General features: G+C 68.6%; 19 protein-coding genes and 2 pseudogenes. 16 read left to right on the forward strand and 5 right to left on the reverse strand.

Annotated features, from left to right (window positions below):
* Positions 1-39: 39 nt before the first annotated feature.
* Complete coding sequence (locus J7E94_RS26805; RefSeq protein WP_215019377.1) at positions 40-624, reverse strand: TetR/AcrR family transcriptional regulator; 585 nt, start codon at positions 622-624, stop codon at positions 40-42.
* An 80-nt stretch (positions 625-704) separates the two neighbouring features.
* Between J7E94_RS26805 and J7E94_RS26810 the strand changes: the two genes are divergently transcribed.
* From J7E94_RS26810 to J7E94_RS26860, 11 genes and pseudogenes are all read left to right on the forward strand, one after another.
* On the forward strand, positions 705-1,550 hold the full coding sequence (locus J7E94_RS26810) for an AAA family ATPase (protein WP_251057265.1): 846 nt from the start codon (positions 705-707) through the stop codon (positions 1,548-1,550).
* Between the two features lie 90 nt (positions 1,551-1,640).
* Positions 1,641-2,240, forward strand: coding sequence for a flavodoxin family protein (locus J7E94_RS26815; RefSeq protein WP_215019378.1), 600 nt, complete (start codon positions 1,641-1,643; stop codon positions 2,238-2,240).
* A gap of 41 nt (positions 2,241-2,281) precedes the next feature.
* Positions 2,282-2,707, forward strand: a complete 426-nt coding sequence (locus tag J7E94_RS26820) for a nuclear transport factor 2 family protein (RefSeq protein WP_215019379.1) — start codon at positions 2,282-2,284, stop codon at positions 2,705-2,707.
* 47 nt (positions 2,708-2,754) lie between these two features.
* On the forward strand, positions 2,755-3,705 hold the full coding sequence (locus tag J7E94_RS26825) for a DMT family transporter (RefSeq protein WP_215019380.1): 951 nt from the start codon (positions 2,755-2,757) through the stop codon (positions 3,703-3,705).
* 40 nt (positions 3,706-3,745) lie between these two features.
* Positions 3,746-4,744, forward strand: a pseudogene (locus J7E94_RS34940) (FAD-dependent oxidoreductase); the annotation flags it as partial.
* 535 nt (positions 4,745-5,279) lie between these two features.
* Entirely contained in the window at positions 5,280-5,663 is a 384-nt protein-coding gene (locus tag J7E94_RS34945; protein ID WP_251057266.1) for a nuclear transport factor 2 family protein, read from the forward strand.
* A gap of 117 nt (positions 5,664-5,780) precedes the next feature.
* Positions 5,781-6,764 (forward strand): AvrD family protein, encoded by a 984-nt coding sequence (locus J7E94_RS26840; protein ID WP_215019382.1) that lies wholly within the window; start codon positions 5,781-5,783, stop codon positions 6,762-6,764.
* Between the two features lie 31 nt (positions 6,765-6,795).
* Entirely contained in the window at positions 6,796-7,812 is a 1,017-nt protein-coding gene (locus J7E94_RS26845) for a beta-ketoacyl-ACP synthase III (RefSeq protein ID WP_215019383.1), read from the forward strand.
* 56 nt (positions 7,813-7,868) lie between these two features.
* Positions 7,869-8,117 carry an acyl carrier protein gene (locus J7E94_RS26850; RefSeq protein WP_215019384.1) on the forward strand — a complete coding sequence of 83 codons (249 nt, stop codon included), beginning with the start codon at positions 7,869-7,871 and terminating at the stop codon, positions 8,115-8,117.
* Positions 8,118-8,188: 71 nt separating this feature from the next.
* A complete protein-coding gene (locus J7E94_RS26855; RefSeq protein ID WP_215019385.1) occupies positions 8,189-8,896 on the forward strand; it encodes an HAD family phosphatase in 708 nt (235 codons plus the stop codon).
* A gap of 206 nt (positions 8,897-9,102) precedes the next feature.
* Positions 9,103-11,205, forward strand: a complete 2,103-nt coding sequence (locus J7E94_RS26860) for an ISAzo13 family transposase (RefSeq protein ID WP_308345470.1) — start codon at positions 9,103-9,105, stop codon at positions 11,203-11,205.
* An 18-nt stretch (positions 11,206-11,223) separates the two neighbouring features.
* Here J7E94_RS26860 and J7E94_RS26865 read toward each other — a convergent pair.
* The 4 genes and pseudogenes from J7E94_RS26865 to J7E94_RS34950 all read right to left on the reverse strand — a co-directional run.
* Positions 11,224-11,538 (reverse strand): annotated as a pseudogene (locus tag J7E94_RS26865) (transposase); the annotation flags it as partial.
* A 15-nt stretch (positions 11,539-11,553) separates the two neighbouring features.
* On the reverse strand, positions 11,554-11,718 hold the full coding sequence (locus J7E94_RS26870) for a hypothetical protein (protein WP_374224509.1): 165 nt from the start codon (positions 11,716-11,718) through the stop codon (positions 11,554-11,556).
* The gene (locus J7E94_RS26875; RefSeq protein ID WP_251057267.1) at positions 11,715-12,662 is read right to left on the reverse strand and encodes a transposase; all 948 of its coding nucleotides are present in this window, start codon (positions 12,660-12,662) and stop codon (positions 11,715-11,717) included. Before J7E94_RS26875 ends, J7E94_RS26870 begins: the two co-directional genes overlap by 4 nt.
* Positions 12,662-13,075, reverse strand: coding sequence for a hypothetical protein (locus J7E94_RS34950; RefSeq protein WP_251057268.1), 414 nt, complete (start codon positions 13,073-13,075; stop codon positions 12,662-12,664). The genes J7E94_RS26875 and J7E94_RS34950 overlap by 1 nt, the downstream gene beginning before the upstream one ends.
* A 405-nt stretch (positions 13,076-13,480) precedes the next feature.
* On the opposite strand from J7E94_RS34950, the gene argC reads away from it, so the two are divergent.
* Genes argC through J7E94_RS26905 form a run of 5 tightly spaced genes read left to right on the forward strand, consistent with a single transcriptional unit; the run spans position 13,481 to position 18,320 of the window.
* The gene (gene argC / locus J7E94_RS26885) at positions 13,481-14,509 is read left to right on the forward strand and encodes an N-acetyl-gamma-glutamyl-phosphate reductase (protein ID WP_215019386.1); all 1,029 of its coding nucleotides are present in this window, start codon (positions 13,481-13,483) and stop codon (positions 14,507-14,509) included.
* A complete protein-coding gene (argJ, locus tag J7E94_RS26890; RefSeq protein WP_215019387.1) occupies positions 14,506-15,663 on the forward strand; it encodes a bifunctional glutamate N-acetyltransferase/amino-acid acetyltransferase ArgJ in 1,158 nt (385 codons plus the stop codon). The genes argC and argJ overlap by 4 nt, the downstream gene beginning before the upstream one ends.
* Positions 15,660-16,580: an acetylglutamate kinase gene (gene argB, locus J7E94_RS26895; RefSeq protein ID WP_215019388.1), complete on the forward strand. Its 921-nt coding sequence runs from the start codon at positions 15,660-15,662 to the stop codon at positions 16,578-16,580. The genes argJ and argB overlap by 4 nt, the downstream gene beginning before the upstream one ends.
* Entirely contained in the window at positions 16,577-17,776 is a 1,200-nt protein-coding gene (locus J7E94_RS26900) for an acetylornithine transaminase (protein ID WP_215019389.1), read from the forward strand. Before argB ends, J7E94_RS26900 begins: the two co-directional genes overlap by 4 nt.
* A gap of 7 nt (positions 17,777-17,783) precedes the next feature.
* Positions 17,784-18,320, forward strand: a complete 537-nt coding sequence (locus tag J7E94_RS26905) for an arginine repressor (RefSeq protein WP_215019390.1) — start codon at positions 17,784-17,786, stop codon at positions 18,318-18,320.
* The last annotated feature ends 33 nt before the right edge of the window (positions 18,321-18,353 follow it).

Raw genomic sequence — 18,353 nt, forward strand, 5'->3', positions numbered from 1 at the left:
TCGCCTGCGGCGCAGGCGCGGAGGGGGATGTGGTGCGGGTCAGGGCTTGGATTCAGGGTGGGCGCCGGCTCCCCGCTCGGCGAAGGAAATGAGGAAGTCCCTCAGCGGGTTCAGGTCCGCGGTTTCGCCGGTGGCCTCCAGGCACAGCCGACTGAGGTGCGGCATCGCCACCGGCCAGGCGCCCAGGCCGATCAGGGTGAGCAGGAGGTGTCCGCCGTCATCCGCTGAGCAGCCGGTGGCCGCGGCCAGGGACTGGGCCGCGTCGGTGTACCAGGCGGCCCGTCCGGCAGGGTCGTAATCGAGGTGCCCGTCCTGCAGGCCCTCGAACATGAGCAAGCGCAGCAGGGTGGGGTCGTTGCGGTGATAGTCGAAGATCCGGCCCACGTAGTCGCCGATCGACCCTTCGCCCGGGCGTACGGCCTGGACGAGTTCGGTCATGGCTTCGGCGATCACGGCGTTGAACAGGCCTTCCTTGCTGTGGAAGTGCCCGTAGATGCGTTCCTTGTTGACGCCGGCCTGTTCGGCGATGCGGTTCACGCGGGCACCGGCGATGCCGTAGTTGCTGAACTCCGCCCGGGCGGCGTCCAGGAGTAGGCGCTTGGTCTTTGCTGCGTCTCTTGCCATGCGCCCCACGATACTTCTCAACCCAACCGGTTGGTTGACTCGGATTTGCGGCTTATGTAAGGATCTTTCCAACCAACTGGTTGGATGACTCGGTCGAGGTCTTCGGCTTCTCCATCCCTGTGCGTCGTCACAGCCGTCAAGGACGGCCGAGCCAGGTCAAGGCTCCGGTGCAGTTCCAGGTCCTCAACTTCTTCCACGGAAAGGCCATCAGGCACGTGAAGATCGCTATCTCCGGCACATATTCGGCCGGCAAGACGTCAACGGTCATGGCGTTGTCCCGCTACACCGGGGTCCCGCGCACCTTGGCCCGCACGATCCGGGAGATCCTGCCGGAGGCCGTGCCCGGCAAGGCCCTCGCGGAGGTCACGCCCGCGGAGTTCCTGCAGCTGATGCTGCGTCGGCACACAGGGCGAGCCGTACAAGAAGCCCTGCTCGGCGACCACTTCATCTCCGACGGCTCCTCGCTGCAGGAGTGGCTGTACGGTGCGGGGCGCGTCATCCACGGCATGAACCCGAATGCCAATGCGGGCAACGCGGGTGGGCGCGCGGTCGTGCAGGACGAGGAGATGCAGTTCTTCGCCAAGGCCGTCGATCAGTACGCGCTCGCGCTGAAGAGCCACGTGAAGAGCACCTATGACGCGTATGTGCACCTGGAGCACGAGCTGCCCATCGCCGCGGACGGACACCGGCCGATGAACGATGGCTTCCGGGCGACGATCGACAAAATGCTCCTGCAGACGCTGGACGAGCTGGAGATCCCGTACTACATCGTCCGGGGCACGATGTCGGAGCGTCTGACGCGGATCTGTGAACTGTTCGACCTCAAGCCCGTGTTGGGCCTGGACGAGGCCATCGAGCTCGCCCGCCAGGACTACGCGGCCCAGGACTTCCGCCTGGAGACGGAGCGCGTCGCAACGGCCGCCTGACATCGGGGCGCACAGCCCCGGCTCGTCAATTCTCCCCATCGCTCCCTTTATCGCTCGCTCTTTCTACGTCATCCCGGGAGGGATCCCTTCATGCCCAAGAAGCCGTCCATCGTCATCGCCTATCACTCCGGCTTCGGCCACACCGATGTGCTCGCCGCAGCGGTCAGGCGGGGCGCTGTCGAAGCAGGAGCGGCCGATGTCGCCCTCGTACGCGTCGACAAGATCACTGATGAGCAGTGGCAGCTGCTCGACGATGCGGATGCCATCGTCTTCGGCTCGCCGACCTACATGGGTTCGGCCTCGGGCGACTTCCATGTGTTCGCCCAGTCCACCAGCAAGCGCTGGGCCTCGGCCGCCTGGCGGGACAAGCTCGGAGCGGGCTTCACCAACGCAGCCTGCAAGGCCGGTGACAAGCACTCCACCCTCGCCTACTTCGCCACGCTCGCCGCGCAGCACCAGATGAACTGGATCAACCTGGGCCTGCTCCCGGGCTGGCACACGAGCACCGAGAGCGAGAACGACCTCAACCGCCTCGGCTACTTCAACGGCGCCGCGGCCAGCACCCCGGCCGACCTGCCCGCAGAGGGGGTCTCCAAGGCCGACATCGCCACCGCCGAGCACCTCGGCGAGCGGGTGGCCAAGCACACGGCTGTCGTCCTGGCGGGCCGCGAGGCCCTCGGCGTCGCCTGAGTCTCGGCCATCACCGCACCACGCACGGGAGGAAACCCCTCATGACTGACACTTCCACCACTTCCACCACTTCCACCACTGCCGACACCGTCGACGCGTTCTTCACCGCCTTCGGCTCCGGCGACACCGCGCAGATCCTCGCGCTCTTCGCCGACGAGGTCGCCTTCCGCGTCACCGGCGCACCGATCGTCCCGTGGACGGGCGAGCGCACCCGCAAGGAGCAACTCGCCGAGTTCTTCGGCCTGTTCGGCAAGGTCCTCACTGCGCCGGAGTCGTTCGAGGTCACCGGTCGCGTCGTACAGGACGAAGACGCCGTGGTGATGGCCAGGTGCGTCTTCGGAGTGCTGGCCACGGGCCGGAAGTTCACCAATCACTACGCGTTGCACTTCACGATCTCCGAGGGCCGCATCCGCCGCTACCACATGTACGAGGACAGCTACGCCATCGCTGAAGCGTTCGCCGCGTGACCTCGAGATCCAGCACTTCGGCAGTGCCCCCCCACGGAGCCCACCAGATGAAACAGTCAGTACTTCTCATCCGCACCGGACTGGGTCCGGCCATCGGCGGGACGCTCTTCTTCGTCGCCGCCCACTACCTGCCGCCGACGCCCTACTGGGACGGCTTCTTCCGGGTGCTGCCCGCTGGCATCCTGCTGCTGGCGATCCGCCGGGGCCTGCCCCGTGGCTCCTGGTGGTGGAAGTCGCTTGTGCTCGGCACGCTCAACATGGGTCTGTTCACCGTGTTGCTGCTGATCTCTGCCCAGCGCCTGCCCGGGGGTATCGCGGCCACGCTGAACGCGATGTCCAGCCTGGTGGCCATCGCGGTCGCATCGGTGATCCTCAAGGAGAAGATCCGGCCGCATCACTACATCGCCTGCCTCATCGGTGTCGTCGGTGTTGCGCTGCTCGTGCTGCGCAGCTCGGCGGCGCTCGACGCGATAGGCGTCCTGGCCGGTATCGGCAGTGCGTCCAGCATGGGCGTCGGCACCGTTCTGGCGCGCAAGTGGGGCCGTCCGGAGGGAGTGCACAGCCTCACCACGGCGGGGTGGACCCTGCTCGGGGCGGCCGTCTTCCTGCTGCCGCTGGCGTTCCTCTTCGAAGGCCCGCCGCCGAGCTTCACCGGCGAGCAGCTGCTGGGGCTCACCTGGGCCGCGTTCGTCGTCGGCGCGCTCGGCTTCGCCCTCTATCTCTCCGGCGTCCAGCGGCTGCCGGTCTCCCTGACCGCGCCGCTCACCCTGATGAACCCGGTCACGGCAGCCCTGCTCGGCTGGGTGGCGATCGGGGAACGCTTCACCCCCCTGCAGACCCTCGGGGCCGTGCTCGTCTGCGGCGCGATCGTCCTGGTCGCGAACCCGAACATTCTGGGCCGCTTCTTCACCAAGCCGGAGCCGGAGCCTGATCCGAAGCCGGCGCTGACGGCCGCGATAGCCACCGACGACGCGAAAAGGATCGGGTCGCCTTCCTAGCCCGCGACGCGACGTGTTCCTGAGGAGAACGAGAGAAGGCATGAAGAACTACGACGTCGTAGTGGCCGGCGCCGGACCGACCGGCCTGGTACTGGCTGGCCTGCTGTCGCGGGCGGGGGTGAAAGTACTGGTCGCGGAACGCCGACTCCACCGCGGCGACCGGCCCAAGGCGGTCGTGCTGCATGCGCCGACCCTGGAGCTTCTCGACTCCTTCGGTCTCCTCGACGATGTGGTCGCCCGCAGCATCCCGCTCGAGCGGTTCGCCTTCCACGTTGGCGGGGCGGGAGAGTTCTGCGCCGACATGACCGGCATGGACAGCCATGTGGACGGCTATCGGAACCTGCCGCAGCCGGTACTGGAGGGGCTGCTTGAGAAGTACGCGCTCGAATACGGAGCGCACATCGAATACGGCGTCAGCTACGTGTCCCACGACGCGGAGGACTCCGGCATATCGGTCCGCTTCGAAGGCCACGATGACGTCCGCTGTACGTATCTTCTCGGCAGTGACGGTCCGCGCAGTGCTGTGCGGCAGACGCTGGGCATCCCCATGATCGGCCGCAGCCTGACCACGAGCTATCTCCTGGTCGAGGGGATCCCGCAAGAACTCGTCGGCCGGAACGAGGTCGGCGTGCATGTCGGGAAGAACGGCATGGTCACCATGATGCCGCTCCCCGACGACCAGGTACTCATGGCCGGACCGGTGGTGTCCGGACTCAGCTTGGAACGCGGCGCGGAAGTGCCGTGGAGCCAGATTGCCGATGCCATCGAGACGTTGGGCTTCGGCAGTCGTCTGCGGCTGTCGCAGGCCATACGTACGAGCCACTATTCCGTGGACCTGCGGGTCGCCGAACGCCTGGTGGCCGGCCATGTCGTACTGGCCGGCGATGCCGCCCATTTGAACACGCCCGCCGGCGGGCAAGGGCTCAATCTCGGTATCGGTGACGCGGTCGCACTGTCCTGGCGCATTCTCGTGGCCTTGAACAATGATGACTCGGGAGTGCTCGCGGGATATGATGAGGAGCGTCGTCAATTCGCCGCGAAGATAGGGCAGACGACATTCCTCGCGCCGCTTATCGACCGCATGCGGGCAGCGAATGACGCGACGCTGCCGGCCATTCAGGAAGAGCTCAACGAGCTGGCGCTGAGCTGGAGCCAGCTGTACCCCGGCCCAGGGAACTGGAACGGCGCTCACTATGAGCTGGGCGTCGGAGCACGCGTTCCGTCCTGGATCAGGACCGACGCGGGGCTGATCCCGTTTCTTGCCCCGAGCGACCGCATCGACGGTTCGACATTGGTGCTGTTCGACGGCGCCGAAACCGGAGCCGTCGAAAGCGGACTCCCGATTCCCCCGGTGCGGGAAGTGCACCGGATCTCTCGACCCGGCAGTGGCCGGGTCACCGTACCGGCGCACGCCAGGGGGCTCCTCGTGCGCCCGGATCGACGGGTCGCGAAAGTGCTGGGGGGACCAGGACATCTCGACGGCGTTCGCAGCCTGAAACACCTCACCGCACCGGCTCCGTTTTCACTGAATTCCAATTCACCAAAGAGAGAAGAATTCCATGTCATTTCCTGCCATGCCCAAGGCTGTCCACCAGTTCTACGCCGGTTCGCTTGCCGCCGACGCCGAGCAGTGGGGCGGAGCGTTCGCCGAGGACGCGCTCTTCCACGACCCGGTCGGGAGCGAGCCGATCCGAGGTCGTGAGGCCATCCTCGCAAAGCTGCGCAAGGTGATCCCGCTGTTCGACCCGTTCATTGGCATCACCCCGACCGAGGCCTACACCACCGGCGGCGAGACGGCTGTCTCCTGGCGCGGCGCCGTGGTCACCACCGACGGCAACCCCGTCAACTGGTCCGGCATCTCGGTCTTCCGCCTCGACGACGAGGGGCTGATCGCCGAAGCGCGCCTGTACTTCCACCACGGTGTCTTCTCCGCGCAGGCACAGCTCGGCGCCCACTGACTCGGGCACTCGCAGGGGCGCCTGCCGAGAAGGACCAGGCGCCCCTGCCGCCCTCCCCCGCGGCACCGGACCGGGGAGGGCCGCAATCACCAACTGCTAAGGGGGAGGACCACAACCATGCAGACAACCGGCCTGGGACAACCACTGCGCATCGCCGACGTGGATGACGTTCTGGGAGATCGTCACGCGCGCTTCTTCGGAGAAGGCTTCAAGCGAGTCACCTATACGCTGGCCGACGTCACCATCACCCCCAGCACCGCCACGTCCTCGGGCCAGGTCCATGCCTTCGCGGGCATCCATCTGCCCGAGACATGGTCCCGCAAGGGGCAGACCCTCCAGCGGCCGCATCTGTCGACTCTCGACGGGATGCTCCTCGCTGCCCAACTCACCGGCCTGTACGCGGCACATACGCATCGTCTCGGGCCCGATGCGCAGTTCCGGGTCCGTGCCATGCGCCTCAAGGCCGGCACCATGCCCGACGAAGAAGGGCTGGAACGCTTCGGTGTGACCGCCCGGCGTCTCTCGACCACCGCTTCCCCGTACACGTCCGGCTGGTCCCTGACCACCGCGGACTGCACGATCGGCTCCATGAGCGTACAGATCGAGGCCGAGCATCCCACGGCGGACCAACCCGATGGCGCGCAGGGCTCCTACGCCACCGCCGAAGAACTGAACGGCCCCTGGAACTCCGCCGTGTTCGGCTTCTCCCACCGCCACCGCAGCCAGCACCTGGAGGACGTGGTGACGGACATCGCCGAAGGCACCGCGCATGCCCGGTTGACCCTCGTCGACACCCCTGGTCAAGGCCCCGCAGCGGCACAGGAGCCGACCGCGATCGACCTGTTCGTCTCCGCCCTCCAGCTCGGCCAGGTTCTGCTCTATGAACTCGACAACTTGAGCCGAGCGGAATCCAACACGCTTTGGATGCGCAGCACCACGTTCACCTCCACCACCGAAGCCGAGCCCGACGGCCGCTTCCGGGTGGCGCTCGGGAGGTCCAACGAACTCCCCTCCGCCGAGGGCACTTGGCGTACCGCGCAGATCACCGCTGCTCTCGGCGGCACCAAGGTGACCTGCAACGTCGCCCATCTCCTGCCCTGAGCCAGCTGCCGTACACCGGGAGGCAACCATCGTGCACCACACCTCCGTCGCGTTGACTGGCCTGGGCAGCTATCTGCCTCCACAGCGCATCACCAACGACTCCCTCTGCGACCGCCTCGACACCACCGACGAATGGATCACCTCGCGCACGGGCATCCGCAGCCGCTACTGGGCTGGTCCAGGCGTGGCAACGAGCGATCTGGCCGTCGAGGCCGGGCACCGCGCCCTCAAGTCGGCAGGGCTCGACGCAGAGCCCGGCGCAGTGGACCTCGTCGTGCTGGCCACCACCACACCCGACTACCCCTGTCCCGCGACCGCTCCCGATGTGGCGGCCCGTCTCGGCCTCGGACCCGTTCCGGCCTACGACATCGCCGCGGTGTGTTCCGGATTTCTCTACGCCCTCGCGGCCGCATCGGCGCAGATCGTTGCCGGGCTGGCGCGAACCGCACTGGTCATCGGGGCCGAGACCTACTCCACCATCCTCAATCCCGCTGACCGCACCACCAATGTCATCTTCGGCGATGGCGCCGGCGCGGTGGTGCTCAGCGTGGCGAGCGACCAAGAGCCCGGCCTTCTGCTCGCCATGGACCTGGGCTCCGACGGCACCGGCCGCGACCTGATCACGATTCCGGGCGGCGGTTCACGCGGGCGCGCCACCATGGCGGAACCTGCCGTCGACGGCCACTACTTCACGATGCAGGGCAAGAAGGTGTTCACCGAGGCCGTCAAGCGGATGACCGAGTCCTCGCAGACCGTGCTCGACCGACTGGGCTGGACACCCGACCAAGTCGACTGGCTCGTGGGCCACCAGGCCAACGTACGCATTCTCAACGCGGTGGCCCGTGGACTCGGCATTCCCCAGGAGCGCGCGGTCATCAACCTCGACAGGGTCGGCAACACATCCGCGGCCTCGATACCCCTCGCGCTCGCCGACGCCGCCGCGGACGGCTCTCTCACACCGGGCTCCCGCATCCTGCTCACCGCATTCGGCGGTGGCCTCACCTGGGGGGCCGCCGCGCTCACCTGGCCGGACATCACCGCCGCATAACAAGCCTGCCGCACCCGACATGAAGTCCTGCGCCCGAGACAGACAAGGAACCCGACATGACCACCAAGACCCTGCCGCTGACTGACCTCCTGCTCGACATCCTGCGCACCGAGTACGGAGTCCCGGACAGCACCGACGCGGACACCGGCTTCGACACCCTCGACTTCGATTCCCTGGTCCTGCTCGAACTCGCCGTGGACCTCTCACGCCGCTTCGACGTCGAAGTCGCCGACGACGAACTCCAGGCTGCCGGGACCGTAGCCGCCATGGCGGACCTCCTCACCTCCAAGGGCGTCCAGGTCTGATCCGTTGCGCGCCTTCGCCGGCGCCGGGAGCCCCGGCGTCGGCGAAGGCGCGACGCTCACACAGGAGAAACATGAGTCCCCAACCCCTGGCCTTCTTCGACGTCGACGGGACCCTCACCACCGGCACCACGCTCTTCCGGTTCCTGCGCTACTACCTGGCGGCGCAAGGCCACCGATCGCATGTCTATGAGCAGCGGCGTCAGCAGCTGAAGGCCATGACGGCCGTGGGCGTAAGCAGAGAAGACACCAATCGCGCCTACTTCGCCAACTTCCACAACGCCGACGCGGTCGACATGTCCCACCTGGCACGCGCCTGGTTCAAAGCAGAACTTGCCCGAGGCGGCTTCTTCAACGGGAGCGCGGTTGATGTCCTCAACCGTCACAAGGCCCGAGGCGAGGCCGTCGTCATCGTCTCCGGATCCTTCCCCGCCGTACTCTCACCGCTCGCAGAGCACCTCGGCGTAGCCGAAGTCTGGGCGACCGCACCTGAGATCACCGATGGCCGGTACACCGGACAACTCCTCAGGGCGCCGATGATCGGCAAGGCGAAGGTCGATGCCGCGCGGCTGGCAGCCTCGATACACCGGACCGACCTCGCCGACTGCTACGCATACGGAGATCACCTGTCCGACCTCCCGCTCCTCCAGGCGGTGGGAACCCCCGTCGTCATCAGGGGAGACCCAAGGCTGGACGAGTATGCGCAGCAGCAGCGCTGGACCGTGCTCCCCGGCGCTCCCGAGCCCCCGGAGATCCCGCTGGGCGCATGCATCGCGGCATGAGCCTGAGTTCGACCGCCGTCAAGCCGGGTGATGCCGGAGAGGTGGGGGCGGGGCGGCCTCTTCGGTCGCGGCGGTGTAGACGGGCTTGAGGAGCTTTGCGATCTTGTCCCGGTCCTGGCGGGCGGCATAGCGGAAGGAGTTCCGCAGGAGGTGAAGCCGTCAAAAATCAACATGTTGCTTCGCCGTGGCGGTCTCGTTGATGTGGTGTGCGAATATCCGACGAGGTTCACCGCCAGCTGGCTCGGCGTTTCGAGGTCCTGCTCCCGCATCTGAACGAGCGTCAGCAGCGGCTAGCGCTGGCGACTGAGGCCCGACTGCTCGGCCACGGGGGCGTGCGCCTGGTCGCACAGACGGCCCAGGTGAGCGAGACGACCGTCCGCAAGGGCGTATTCGAACTTGAAGCCGGGGTCGAGCCGCTGCCCGAGGGACGCGCCCGACGCCCCGGGGGTGGGCGGATGCGGGCCGAGGCCGTTGACCCACATCTGGTTCCGGCGCTGATGGCGCTGGTCGAGCCGGATGAGCGCGGCGATCCGATGTCGCCCCTGCGCTGGACCACGAAGTCGCTGCGGAACCTGGCCGCCGAGTTGTCCCGGCAGGGGCATCGTGTGACCGCGCCCACGGTGGGCCGACTGCTGAAGGAACACGGATTCAGCCTGCAGGGCACCGCCAAGACCCTGGAGGGCGACCAGCATCCAGACCGGGACGCGCAGTTCCGCTATATCAACGAGCAGGTCAAAGAGCACCAGGCCGCGGGCGAGCCGGTGATCAGCGTGGACGCTAAGAAGAAGGAACAGCTGGGGCTGCTGCCGAGGGCCGGGCAGGAGTGGCGGCCGGCCGGGCAGCCCATCGAGGTCGAGGACCACAGCTTCTTCGCCGGCCCGCGCGTTCAGACGGTGATCCCGTACGGAATCTACGACATGACCGCGAACACCGGCTGGGTCAACGTCGGGGTCGACCACGACACATCCGCGTTCGCGGTCGCCTCGATCCGCCGCTGGTGGCAGGCACGCGGCCGGCACGACTACCCCGCGGCGTCCCGGCTGCTGATCACCGCGGACGCCGGCGGGTCCAACAGCTACCGCTACCGGCTCTGGAAGGCCGAGCTGGCCGCCTTCGCCGCCGAGACGGGCCTGACGGTCACGGTCTGTCACTTTCCTCCAGGCACTTCGAAGTGGAACAAGATCGAGCACCGGTTGTTCTCGCACATCACCATGAACTGGCGCGGCAGGCCGCTGACCAGCCACGAGGTCATCCTCAACACGATCGCCGCGACCACGACCCAGACCGGGCTGCGTGTCGAAGCCGCCCTCGACCACGGCTCCTACCCGACTGGCATCGCGGTCAGCCGCGACCAGGTGCAGGCCCTGGCGATCACCGAGCACGCTGACCGCGGCCGGTGGAACTACAGCATCGCCCCGACCGGCGACACCGCTGCCGCACCGCGCTCCGACGAACGCGCGACAGCTCGGGCGCAAGCCCTGCAGATGCTCGCTGACTCACGTCTGACCGGCATGAACACAGACGAACTGGACGCGCTTCGGGCCCGGTTGGCCCCAGATCAGAAAGCGCGGGCCGAACAGCGCCGCTATGTGCTCCGCGGAGGCCGGCGTGTCGCCACGACCGGCAGCAACCGAGCCCTGCTCTCGGACGCGGACGAGGTCCTGATCACCGTCGCCTACCTGCGGCAGGTCTGCCCGCAAAAGGTCCTGTGCGACCTGCTCGGGATCAACCCGGTCACCATCGGCCAGGCGATCAAGGCAACCCGGCAGCTACTGGACGAACACAAGGTCAGCATCACGCCGACCATCGCGCGCTACTTCACCCGCGCCGAAGACCTCCGCACCTGGGCCACCGGCAGCGCTCCGGCCAAACACACTCCAACAACCCCGACCCGCCAGGCACTGACGGACCCGACGCTAACCGGCATGAGCCGCGAAGCGCTCAACGTCCTTCTCGAAGAGCTGATCGTGCCCTATGCCGCCGCGATCGAACAGCGCCGACATCGTCAGCGCGGCGGCAACCGACTCCCGGGCACCCGCGGGGGCGTCTTCCGCCAGAAGATCACCGACGGCGACCGGATCCTCGCCACGATCCTCTACCGGCGCCGCGTCTGCGGCCTCGGCTCCCTCGCCGAGCTGTTCGGCGTCTCCCGCAGCACACTGTGGAACGCGATCAACGACGCCCTGCCGATCCTCGACGCCCACCATGTCACCATCACCCCCGCTGAACACCAGCACACCACAACGGCCGACCTGCTTGCCTCGATCAACGAGCCGCATACGGACGATCACAAGAACGAGCACGGATAGCCACCACGTTGATTTTTGACGGCTTCGGTGGACCACGCAGGTCTGGACGGTGGTGCGGGGCCAGACGGTCTCCACTGCATCTGGCAGGCCCTTGAGGCCGTCGCAGACGAGCATGAGGACGTCGTTGACGCCGCGGTTCTTGATCTCGGTGAGGATGTGCATCCAGTGCTTGGCGCCCTCGCCGCCGTCGCCGGCCCACAGGCCGAGGATGTCGCGGCGGCCCTCGACGGTGACGGCCAGGGCCACGTGGACGGGCCTGTTCGCGACGGCGCCGTCACGGATCTTCACGTGGACGGCGTCGATGAAGATCGCCGGATAGACGGGGCGGTTTCTAGCAGTGGTTGCGAATCAGCAGGTCAATGGCTGTGTGAGCCAGTCTTTCATGGCTTCGGCGGGGGTCTTGTCGCCGAGGACGAGGCGGGGCCTGCTGTTGAGTTCACGGGCGACTTCCCGCAGGTCGCGTGCGGTGTGGGCGGACAGGTCGGTGCCCTTGGGTGCCTCTGTGTTTGTCAAGCCGGTTGAGACGGTGGCGTAGGCTCGCCTTTGGCGGGTCCGGGAAGTGACTTGTCCGAAGTGCTGGTCGTCGGGGTTGGGCCAGCCGCGCTGGATGTTGTAGTCGCCCCCGTTTGTCCTCCCGGGTCCGTCACCCGGGTGCGGCGGCGCTCGTCAGCGATCATGGTGCACCAGACGTGATCAGCGAGTCGGCGTTTGAGACAACGTTGCGCTTCACGGGATGTTTTGCCCTCTGCGAGTTTGGCCTGGTAGTAGGCGTGGCCTCGTGTGCCGGGCATGCGTATCTGCGTGATCGCCACGGTGTGGAGTGCCGCGTTGAGCTGGCGGTCGCCGCGCCGGGACAGGCGGTGGCGTGCACGGTCCGCGCTGGCGATCTCGATGGGAGCGGTGCCGGAGTACTGCGCGAAGGCGCTGGCGGTCGGGAAACGGGTTGGGGCTCCAGTCCGGCCGAGGAGACGAGCGGCGGTGACGGCCCCGATGCCGGGAGTGTCGGTCAGCCGGCTTTCGGACTCTGTGACCAGCGCGGCCATGGCTTTGGCGTTGTCCTTCAGTTTCACGTCCCAGGTGCGGACCTCGGCAATCAGGTCGGCGGCGAGGGCGTGGCGGGTGAGCTCGGCCGGGCCGGCAGGGACGACCGACTCCAGCAGCTGCTCGGCCTTGGCCGCGGACAGGTCGCGCGGTGCGCCTCCGGGCAGGAGTGCGCGCAGCAGTGCGTGGAGCTGGTTCACCGCGCGGACTCTGGCCTGGGCGAGGTTGCTGCGTCGTTCGTCCAGCAGCGCCAGCGCGTGAGCCCCTCGCCGCCATTGCGTCTCCCAGATCAGCGGGTTGTCGCGCAAGGGGCTGCCCAGATCAGCACCGAGCTCGCGTTGCCAGAGCAGCCGGACGATGTTCGCCCGGCCAACGGAAGGCACGCTGGTCGCGTCCGCCGGCTCGGAGAATGTCATCACCCGTCCCGCCCGGTCGCCGACAGCAGTGAGCAATTGGTCCGCATGCCCAGCAGATCCCTCGACGGCCGCCGGCGCGAGGGCAGGTGATCAAGGACGCTCCAGACCTGCGGCCGTGAGGCCGCGACCACCGAGTACCGCCAGCCGCATGCCGCCGCCACCTGCCTGGCCGCCGCGAACTTCAGCGCGTCCTCGTCCTTGACCAGCTCCATCGGGCGGACGTCCAGCAGCCACAGCCCGCCGCCGATCATGGCCAGGAAGTCCGGGATGTGCCAGGACTGCCCGCCCATGTGCTCGAAGTCCAGCCGGAACGGCTGCGACAGCACCTCCGATGCACCCAGGAAGTCCAGCGCGACCAGCAGCCGCATCTCCTCCAACGACTCGAAACCGTGCTGCCTGCCCGTTGACGCCATGCCCTCAAGCCCGGGGCGATGCCGCAACTTTGCCCGCCACGTGAACCCCCGCATCGGCCGGGACGACAGCACCGGCACGTGAGCCATATCCCGGATCGGCCAGCAGACCTCGCCAACACCCACCCGCCATGTCGAACTCCACCGACGCGGCCAGCCGTCCCCGAGCCGCAGCCGATCCTGCAGCCCGGCGTCCCCCTTGTACTCCGCGATCAGCCGGTCCAGGTGACTTCAAGCCGACGGGATCTTCGCCCTCGCTACCTCGCCCACTCACCAACCACAGAACCCTCCACCCGGCAACGGGGGCCATCTTTCGGAACGATCACCAACCCGTGATCAACAACCGAAGAAGCGCTTTGCATAAACGTGCGGCAGTACGTATAGTCATGCCTTTAGGAGGAGGGTCCGATGGCGGTACGTGTAGCGGTGGCCGGAGCGAGCGGATACGCGGGCGGTGAAGTCCTGCGCCTGCTGCTCTCCCACCCCGAGGTCGAGATCGGCGCGCTGACCGGCCACTCCAATGCCGGAGAGCTCTTCGGCAACCTGCAGCCGCACCTCGGGCCGCTCGCGGAGCGGACCCTGCAGGCGACCACGCCCGAGGTCCTCGCCGGTCATGATGTCGTGTTCCTCGCGCTCCCGCACGGCCAGTCCGCCGCGGTCGCCGCCAAGCTGGGCGGCGAGGTCCTGGTCATCGACATGGGCGCCGACCACCGGCTCAAGGACCCGGCCGACTGGGACAAGTTCTACGGCGGCACCCACGCCGGGACCTGGCCCTACGGCCTCCCCGAGCTCCCCGGCGGCCGCGCCGCACTCGCGGGCTCCAAGCGCGTCGCCGTACCCGGCTGCTTTCCCACCGCCGTCTCGCTCGCACTGTTCCCCGCCTACCAGGCGCGGCTCGCCGAGCCCGAGGCCGTGATCGTCGCCGCCACCGGCACCTCCGGCGCGGGCAAGGCGCTCAAGACGAACCTGCTCGGCTCCGAGGTGATGGGCACGGCCACTCCGTACGGGGTGGGCGGCGTGCACCGGCACACCCCCGAGATGGTGCAGAACCTGACCCCCCTCGCCGGGGAGCGGGTCTCCGTCTCCTTCACGGCGAACCTCGTGCCCATGGCGCGCGGCATCCTCGCCACCTGCTCCGCCAAGGCCCTCCCCGGCACCACCGCGGAATCGCTCCGCGCCGCCTACGAGAAGGCCTACGCGGAGGAGCCCTTCGTCCAGCTCCTCCCCGAGGGCCGGTGGCCGACCACCAAGTCCGTCCAGGGTTCCAACGCCGTCCAGCTCCAGGTCGCCTACGACGAGTCCGCCCAGCGGGTCATCGCCATCAGCGCCATCGACAACCTGACCAAGGGCACCGCCGGCGGCGCGGTGCAGAGCATGAACATCGCCCTCGGGCTCCCCGAGCAGCTCGGGCTTTCCACGATCGGAGTGGCACCGTGAGCGTCACGGCAGCACAGGGATTCACGGCGGCGGGCATCGCCGCCGGAATCAAGGCAAACGGCAACCCCGACCTGGCCCTCGTGGTCAACAACGGGCCGCGTCTGGCCGCCGCGGGCGTCTTCACCTCCAACCGCGTCAAGGCAGCACCCGTGCACTGGTCCGAGCAGGTCCTGCGCGGCGGCACCGTCAGCGCGGTCGTCCTGAACTCCGGCGGCGCCAACGCCTGCACCGGCCCCAAGGGCTTCCAGGACACCCACGCCACCGCCGAGAAGGTCGCCGCCACCCTCGGCGGCGCGTTCAACGCCGGCGAGATCGCGGTCGCGTCCACCGGCCTGATCGGCGTCCTGCTCCCCATGGACAAGCTGCTGCCCGGCATCGAGACCGCTGCCGCCGCCCTGTCCGCGGACGGCGGCGAGGCCGCCGCCATCGCCATCAAGACCACCGACACCGTGCACAAGACGGCCACCGTCTCGCAGGGGGGCTGGACCGTCGGCGGCATGGCCAAGGGCGCGGGCATGCTCGCCCCGGGCCTGGCCACCATGCTCGTCGTCCTCACCACCGACGCCGACCTGGACAGCTCCACCCTCGACCGGGCGCTGCGCGCCGCCACCCGCACCACCTTCGACCGGGTGGACTCCGACGGCTGCATGTCCACCAACGACACCGTGCTGCTGCTCGCCTCCGGTGCCTCCGGCCAGGTGCCGGCGTACGAGGAGTTCGCGCAGGCCGTACGGACGGTCTGCGACGACCTGGCCCGCCAGCTGATCGGCGACGCCGAGGGGGCCGGCAAGGACATCCGCATCGAGGTCGTCGGCGCGGCGAGCGAGGACGACGCGGTCGAGGTCGGCCGCTCCATCGCCCGCAACAACCTGCTCAAGTGCGCCATCCACGGCGAGGACCCGAACTGGGGCCGGGTGCTCTCCGCGATCGGCACCACGAAGGCCGCCTTCGACCCGGACCGCCTCAACGTCGCGATCAACGGCGTCTGGGTCTGCAAGAACGGCTCGGTCGGCGAGGACCGCGACCTGGTGAGCATGAAGGACCGGGAGGTCCGCATCACCGCCGACCTGTCCACCGGCACCGAGTCCGCGGTCATCTGGGCCAACGACCTCACCGCCGAGTACGTCCACGAGAACAGCGCGTACTCCTCGTGAGCACGGCCGACGGCAAAACACGGAAGCACACCGCGCTGCCCAAGGCCGAGATCCTCATCGAGGCGCTGCCCTGGCTCACCCGCCACAACGGCAAGATCATCGTCATCAAGTTCGGCGGCAACGCCATGATCGACGAGGACCTCAAGGCCGCCTTCGCCCAGGACGTGGCCTTCCTGCGCCAAGCCGGGCTCAAGCCCGTCGTCGTGCACGGCGGCGGTCCCCAGATCAACGCCCAGCTCGACAAGCAGGGCCTGGTCAGCGAGTTCAAGGCGGGCCTGCGCGTCACGACCCCCGAGGCCATGGACGTCGTGCGGATGGTGCTGGCGGGCCAGGTCCAGCGCGAGCTGGTCGGGCTGCTCAACCGGCACGGGCCGCTCGCCGTCGGCATGACCGGCGAGGACGCGCACACCATCACCGCCACCCGGCACACGCCCGAGATCGAGGGCGAGCTCGTCGACATCGGGCGGGTCGGCGAGATCACCGCCATCGACACCGGCGCCATCGAGGCGCTGCTGGCGGACGGCCGGATCCCGGTCATCTCCTCCATCGCGCGCAGCGCCGACGACCACCACGTCTACAACGTCAACGCCGACACGGCGGCCGCGGCCCTCGCCGCCGCGCTCGGCGCCGAGACGCTGATGGTCCTCACCGACGTCGAGGGCCTCTACGCGGACTGGCCCAACAGCGACGAGGTCATCAGCCGGCTCACCGTCAGCGAGCTGGAGAAGCTGCTGCCGGAGCTGTCCAGCGGCATGGTGCCCAAGATGCAGGGCTGCCTGCACGCCGTACGCGGCGGCGTCAGCACCGCCCGCGTGATCGACGGGCGGGTCCAGCACTCGATCCTGCTGGAGATCTTCACGGACGAGGGAATCGGCACGATGGTCGTGCCCGACGCACAGGGAGGGGAGCCCCGGTGACCACCGGCAATGAGGAGTACCGCGCCCGCTGGCAGGGTGCGCTGACCAACAACTACGGCACCCCGGCGCTGGCCCTCGTACGCGGCGAGGGCGCCCAGGTCTGGGACGCGGACGGCCGGCAGTACACCGACTTCGTCGGCGGCATCGCGGTCAACGCCCTCGGCCACGCCCACCCGGCGATCGTCGAGGCCGTATCCGGCCAGATCTCCCGGCTCGGCCACGTCTCCAACCTCTTCGCCTCCGAGCCGGTCCTCGCGCTCGGCGAGCGGCTGCTCAAGCTCTTCGGCCGCCCCGGCAAGGTCTTCTTCTGCAACTCCGGCGCCGAGGCCGTCGAAGCCGCCTTCAAGATCGGCCGGCTGACCGGGCGGACCCACATGGTGTCCACCGCCGGCGGTTTCCACGGCCGGACCATGGGCGCCCTCGCGCTCACCGGGCAGCCGAAGAAGCAGGATCCCTTCCGGCCCCTGCCCGGTGACGTCACGCACGTCCCGTACGGCGACGCGGACGCCCTGCGGGCCGCCGTCACCGAGGAGACGGCGTTCGTGATCATCGAGCCGATCCAGGGCGAGAACGGCGTCGTCGTCCCGCCCGCCGGATACCTGACGGCCGCCCGCGAGATCACCCGCGCCAAGGGCGCGCTGCTCGTCCTCGACGAGGTGCAGACCGGCATCGGGCGCTGCGGCCAGTGGTTCGAACACCAGGCCCACGAGGGCGTGGAGCCCGACCTCGTCACGCTCGCCAAGGGCCTCGGCGGCGGTCTGCCGATCGGTGCCGTGGCCGCCTTCGGACCGGCCGCCGACCTGCTCCAGCCCGGCCAGCACGGCACCACCTTCGGCGGGAACCCGGTCGCCTGCGCCGCCGGCCTCGCCGTCATCGACACCATCGCCGGCGACGGCCTGCTCGACCGGGTCAAGGCACGCGGTGAGCGGCTGCGCGCCGGAATCGAGGGTTCCGGGCACGGGCTGGTCTCCCACGTCCGCGGTGCCGGCCTGCTGCTGGGTATCGTGCTGACCGAGCCCCTCGCACCCCAGGTGCAGCAGGCGGCTCAGGACGCCGGCTTCCTGGTCAACGCGCCCGCCCCCGACGTCGTACGGCTCATGCCTCCCTACGTACTGTCCGAGGCCGAGGTGGACGCGTTCCTCCGGGCCCTGCCCGGCATCCTCGACGCAGCCAACGGGGACCGATCCGGAGAATGAGACGACGATGAGTCAGGCGCAGGACAACGAGCACGGCGGACAGGCCGTCCCGCAGACCCGCACCGCCCGCCACCGCCGGATCGTGGACATCCTCAACCGGCAGCCGGTCCGCTCCCAGAGCCAGCTGGCCAAGCTGCTCGCCGACGACGGGCTGAGCGTCACCCAGGCGACGCTCTCGCGCGACCTCGACGAGCTGGGCGCGGTGAAGATCCGCAACACCGGCGGCGAGCTGATCTACGCGGTGCCCAGCGAGGGCGGCTTCCGCACCCCGCAGGCCCCGCTCGGGGAGTCGGCGAAGGAGGAGCGCATGCGGCGCCTCTCCGGGGAGTTGCTGATCTCGGCGGAGGCCTCCGCGAACCTCGTGGTCCTGCGCACCCCGCCCGGCGCGGCACAGTTCCTCGCCTCGGCGATCGACCAGGCCGAACTCCGCGAGATCCTCGGCACGATCGCGGGCGACGACACGCTGATGCTGATCAGCCGCGACCCCGCGGGCGGCCAGGCCCTGGCCGACCACATGCTGCGGCTGGCCCAGAAGGAGGGCTAGCTAGTGCTGTGACCGGAAAGGTTCACGGGTCGC

It is taken from the genome of Streptomyces sp. ISL-94 (assembly GCF_018614075.1).
Lineage (GTDB): Bacteria > Actinomycetota > Actinomycetes > Streptomycetales > Streptomycetaceae > Streptomyces.

Bases quoted from the DNA above. Each gene is read 5' to 3' on its own strand.
- J7E94_RS26805 (WP_215019377.1), bottom strand. From the start codon at position 624: ATGGCAAGAGACGCAGCAAAGACCAAGCGCCTACTCCTGGACGCCGCC.
- J7E94_RS26815 (WP_215019378.1), top strand. From the start codon at position 1,641: ATGCCCAAGAAGCCGTCCATCGTCATCGCCTATCACTCCGGCTTCGGC.
- J7E94_RS26820 (WP_215019379.1), top strand. From the start codon at position 2,282: ATGACTGACACTTCCACCACTTCCACCACTTCCACCACTGCCGACACC.
- J7E94_RS26825 (WP_215019380.1), top strand. From the start codon at position 2,755: ATGAAACAGTCAGTACTTCTCATCCGCACCGGACTGGGTCCGGCCATC.
- J7E94_RS34945 (WP_251057266.1), top strand. From the start codon at position 5,280: ATGCCCAAGGCTGTCCACCAGTTCTACGCCGGTTCGCTTGCCGCCGAC.
- J7E94_RS26840 (WP_215019382.1), top strand. From the start codon at position 5,781: ATGCAGACAACCGGCCTGGGACAACCACTGCGCATCGCCGACGTGGAT.
- J7E94_RS26850 (WP_215019384.1), top strand. From the start codon at position 7,869: ATGACCACCAAGACCCTGCCGCTGACTGACCTCCTGCTCGACATCCTG.
- J7E94_RS26855 (WP_215019385.1), top strand. From the start codon at position 8,189: ATGAGTCCCCAACCCCTGGCCTTCTTCGACGTCGACGGGACCCTCACC.
- J7E94_RS26875 (WP_251057267.1), bottom strand. From the start codon at position 12,662: ATGACATTCTCCGAGCCGGCGGACGCGACCAGCGTGCCTTCCGTTGGC.
- J7E94_RS34950 (WP_251057268.1), bottom strand. From the start codon at position 13,075: ATGGCGTCAACGGGCAGGCAGCACGGTTTCGAGTCGTTGGAGGAGATG.
- argC (WP_215019386.1), top strand. From the start codon at position 13,481: ATGGCGGTACGTGTAGCGGTGGCCGGAGCGAGCGGATACGCGGGCGGT.
- J7E94_RS26905 (WP_215019390.1), top strand. From the start codon at position 17,784: ATGAGTCAGGCGCAGGACAACGAGCACGGCGGACAGGCCGTCCCGCAG.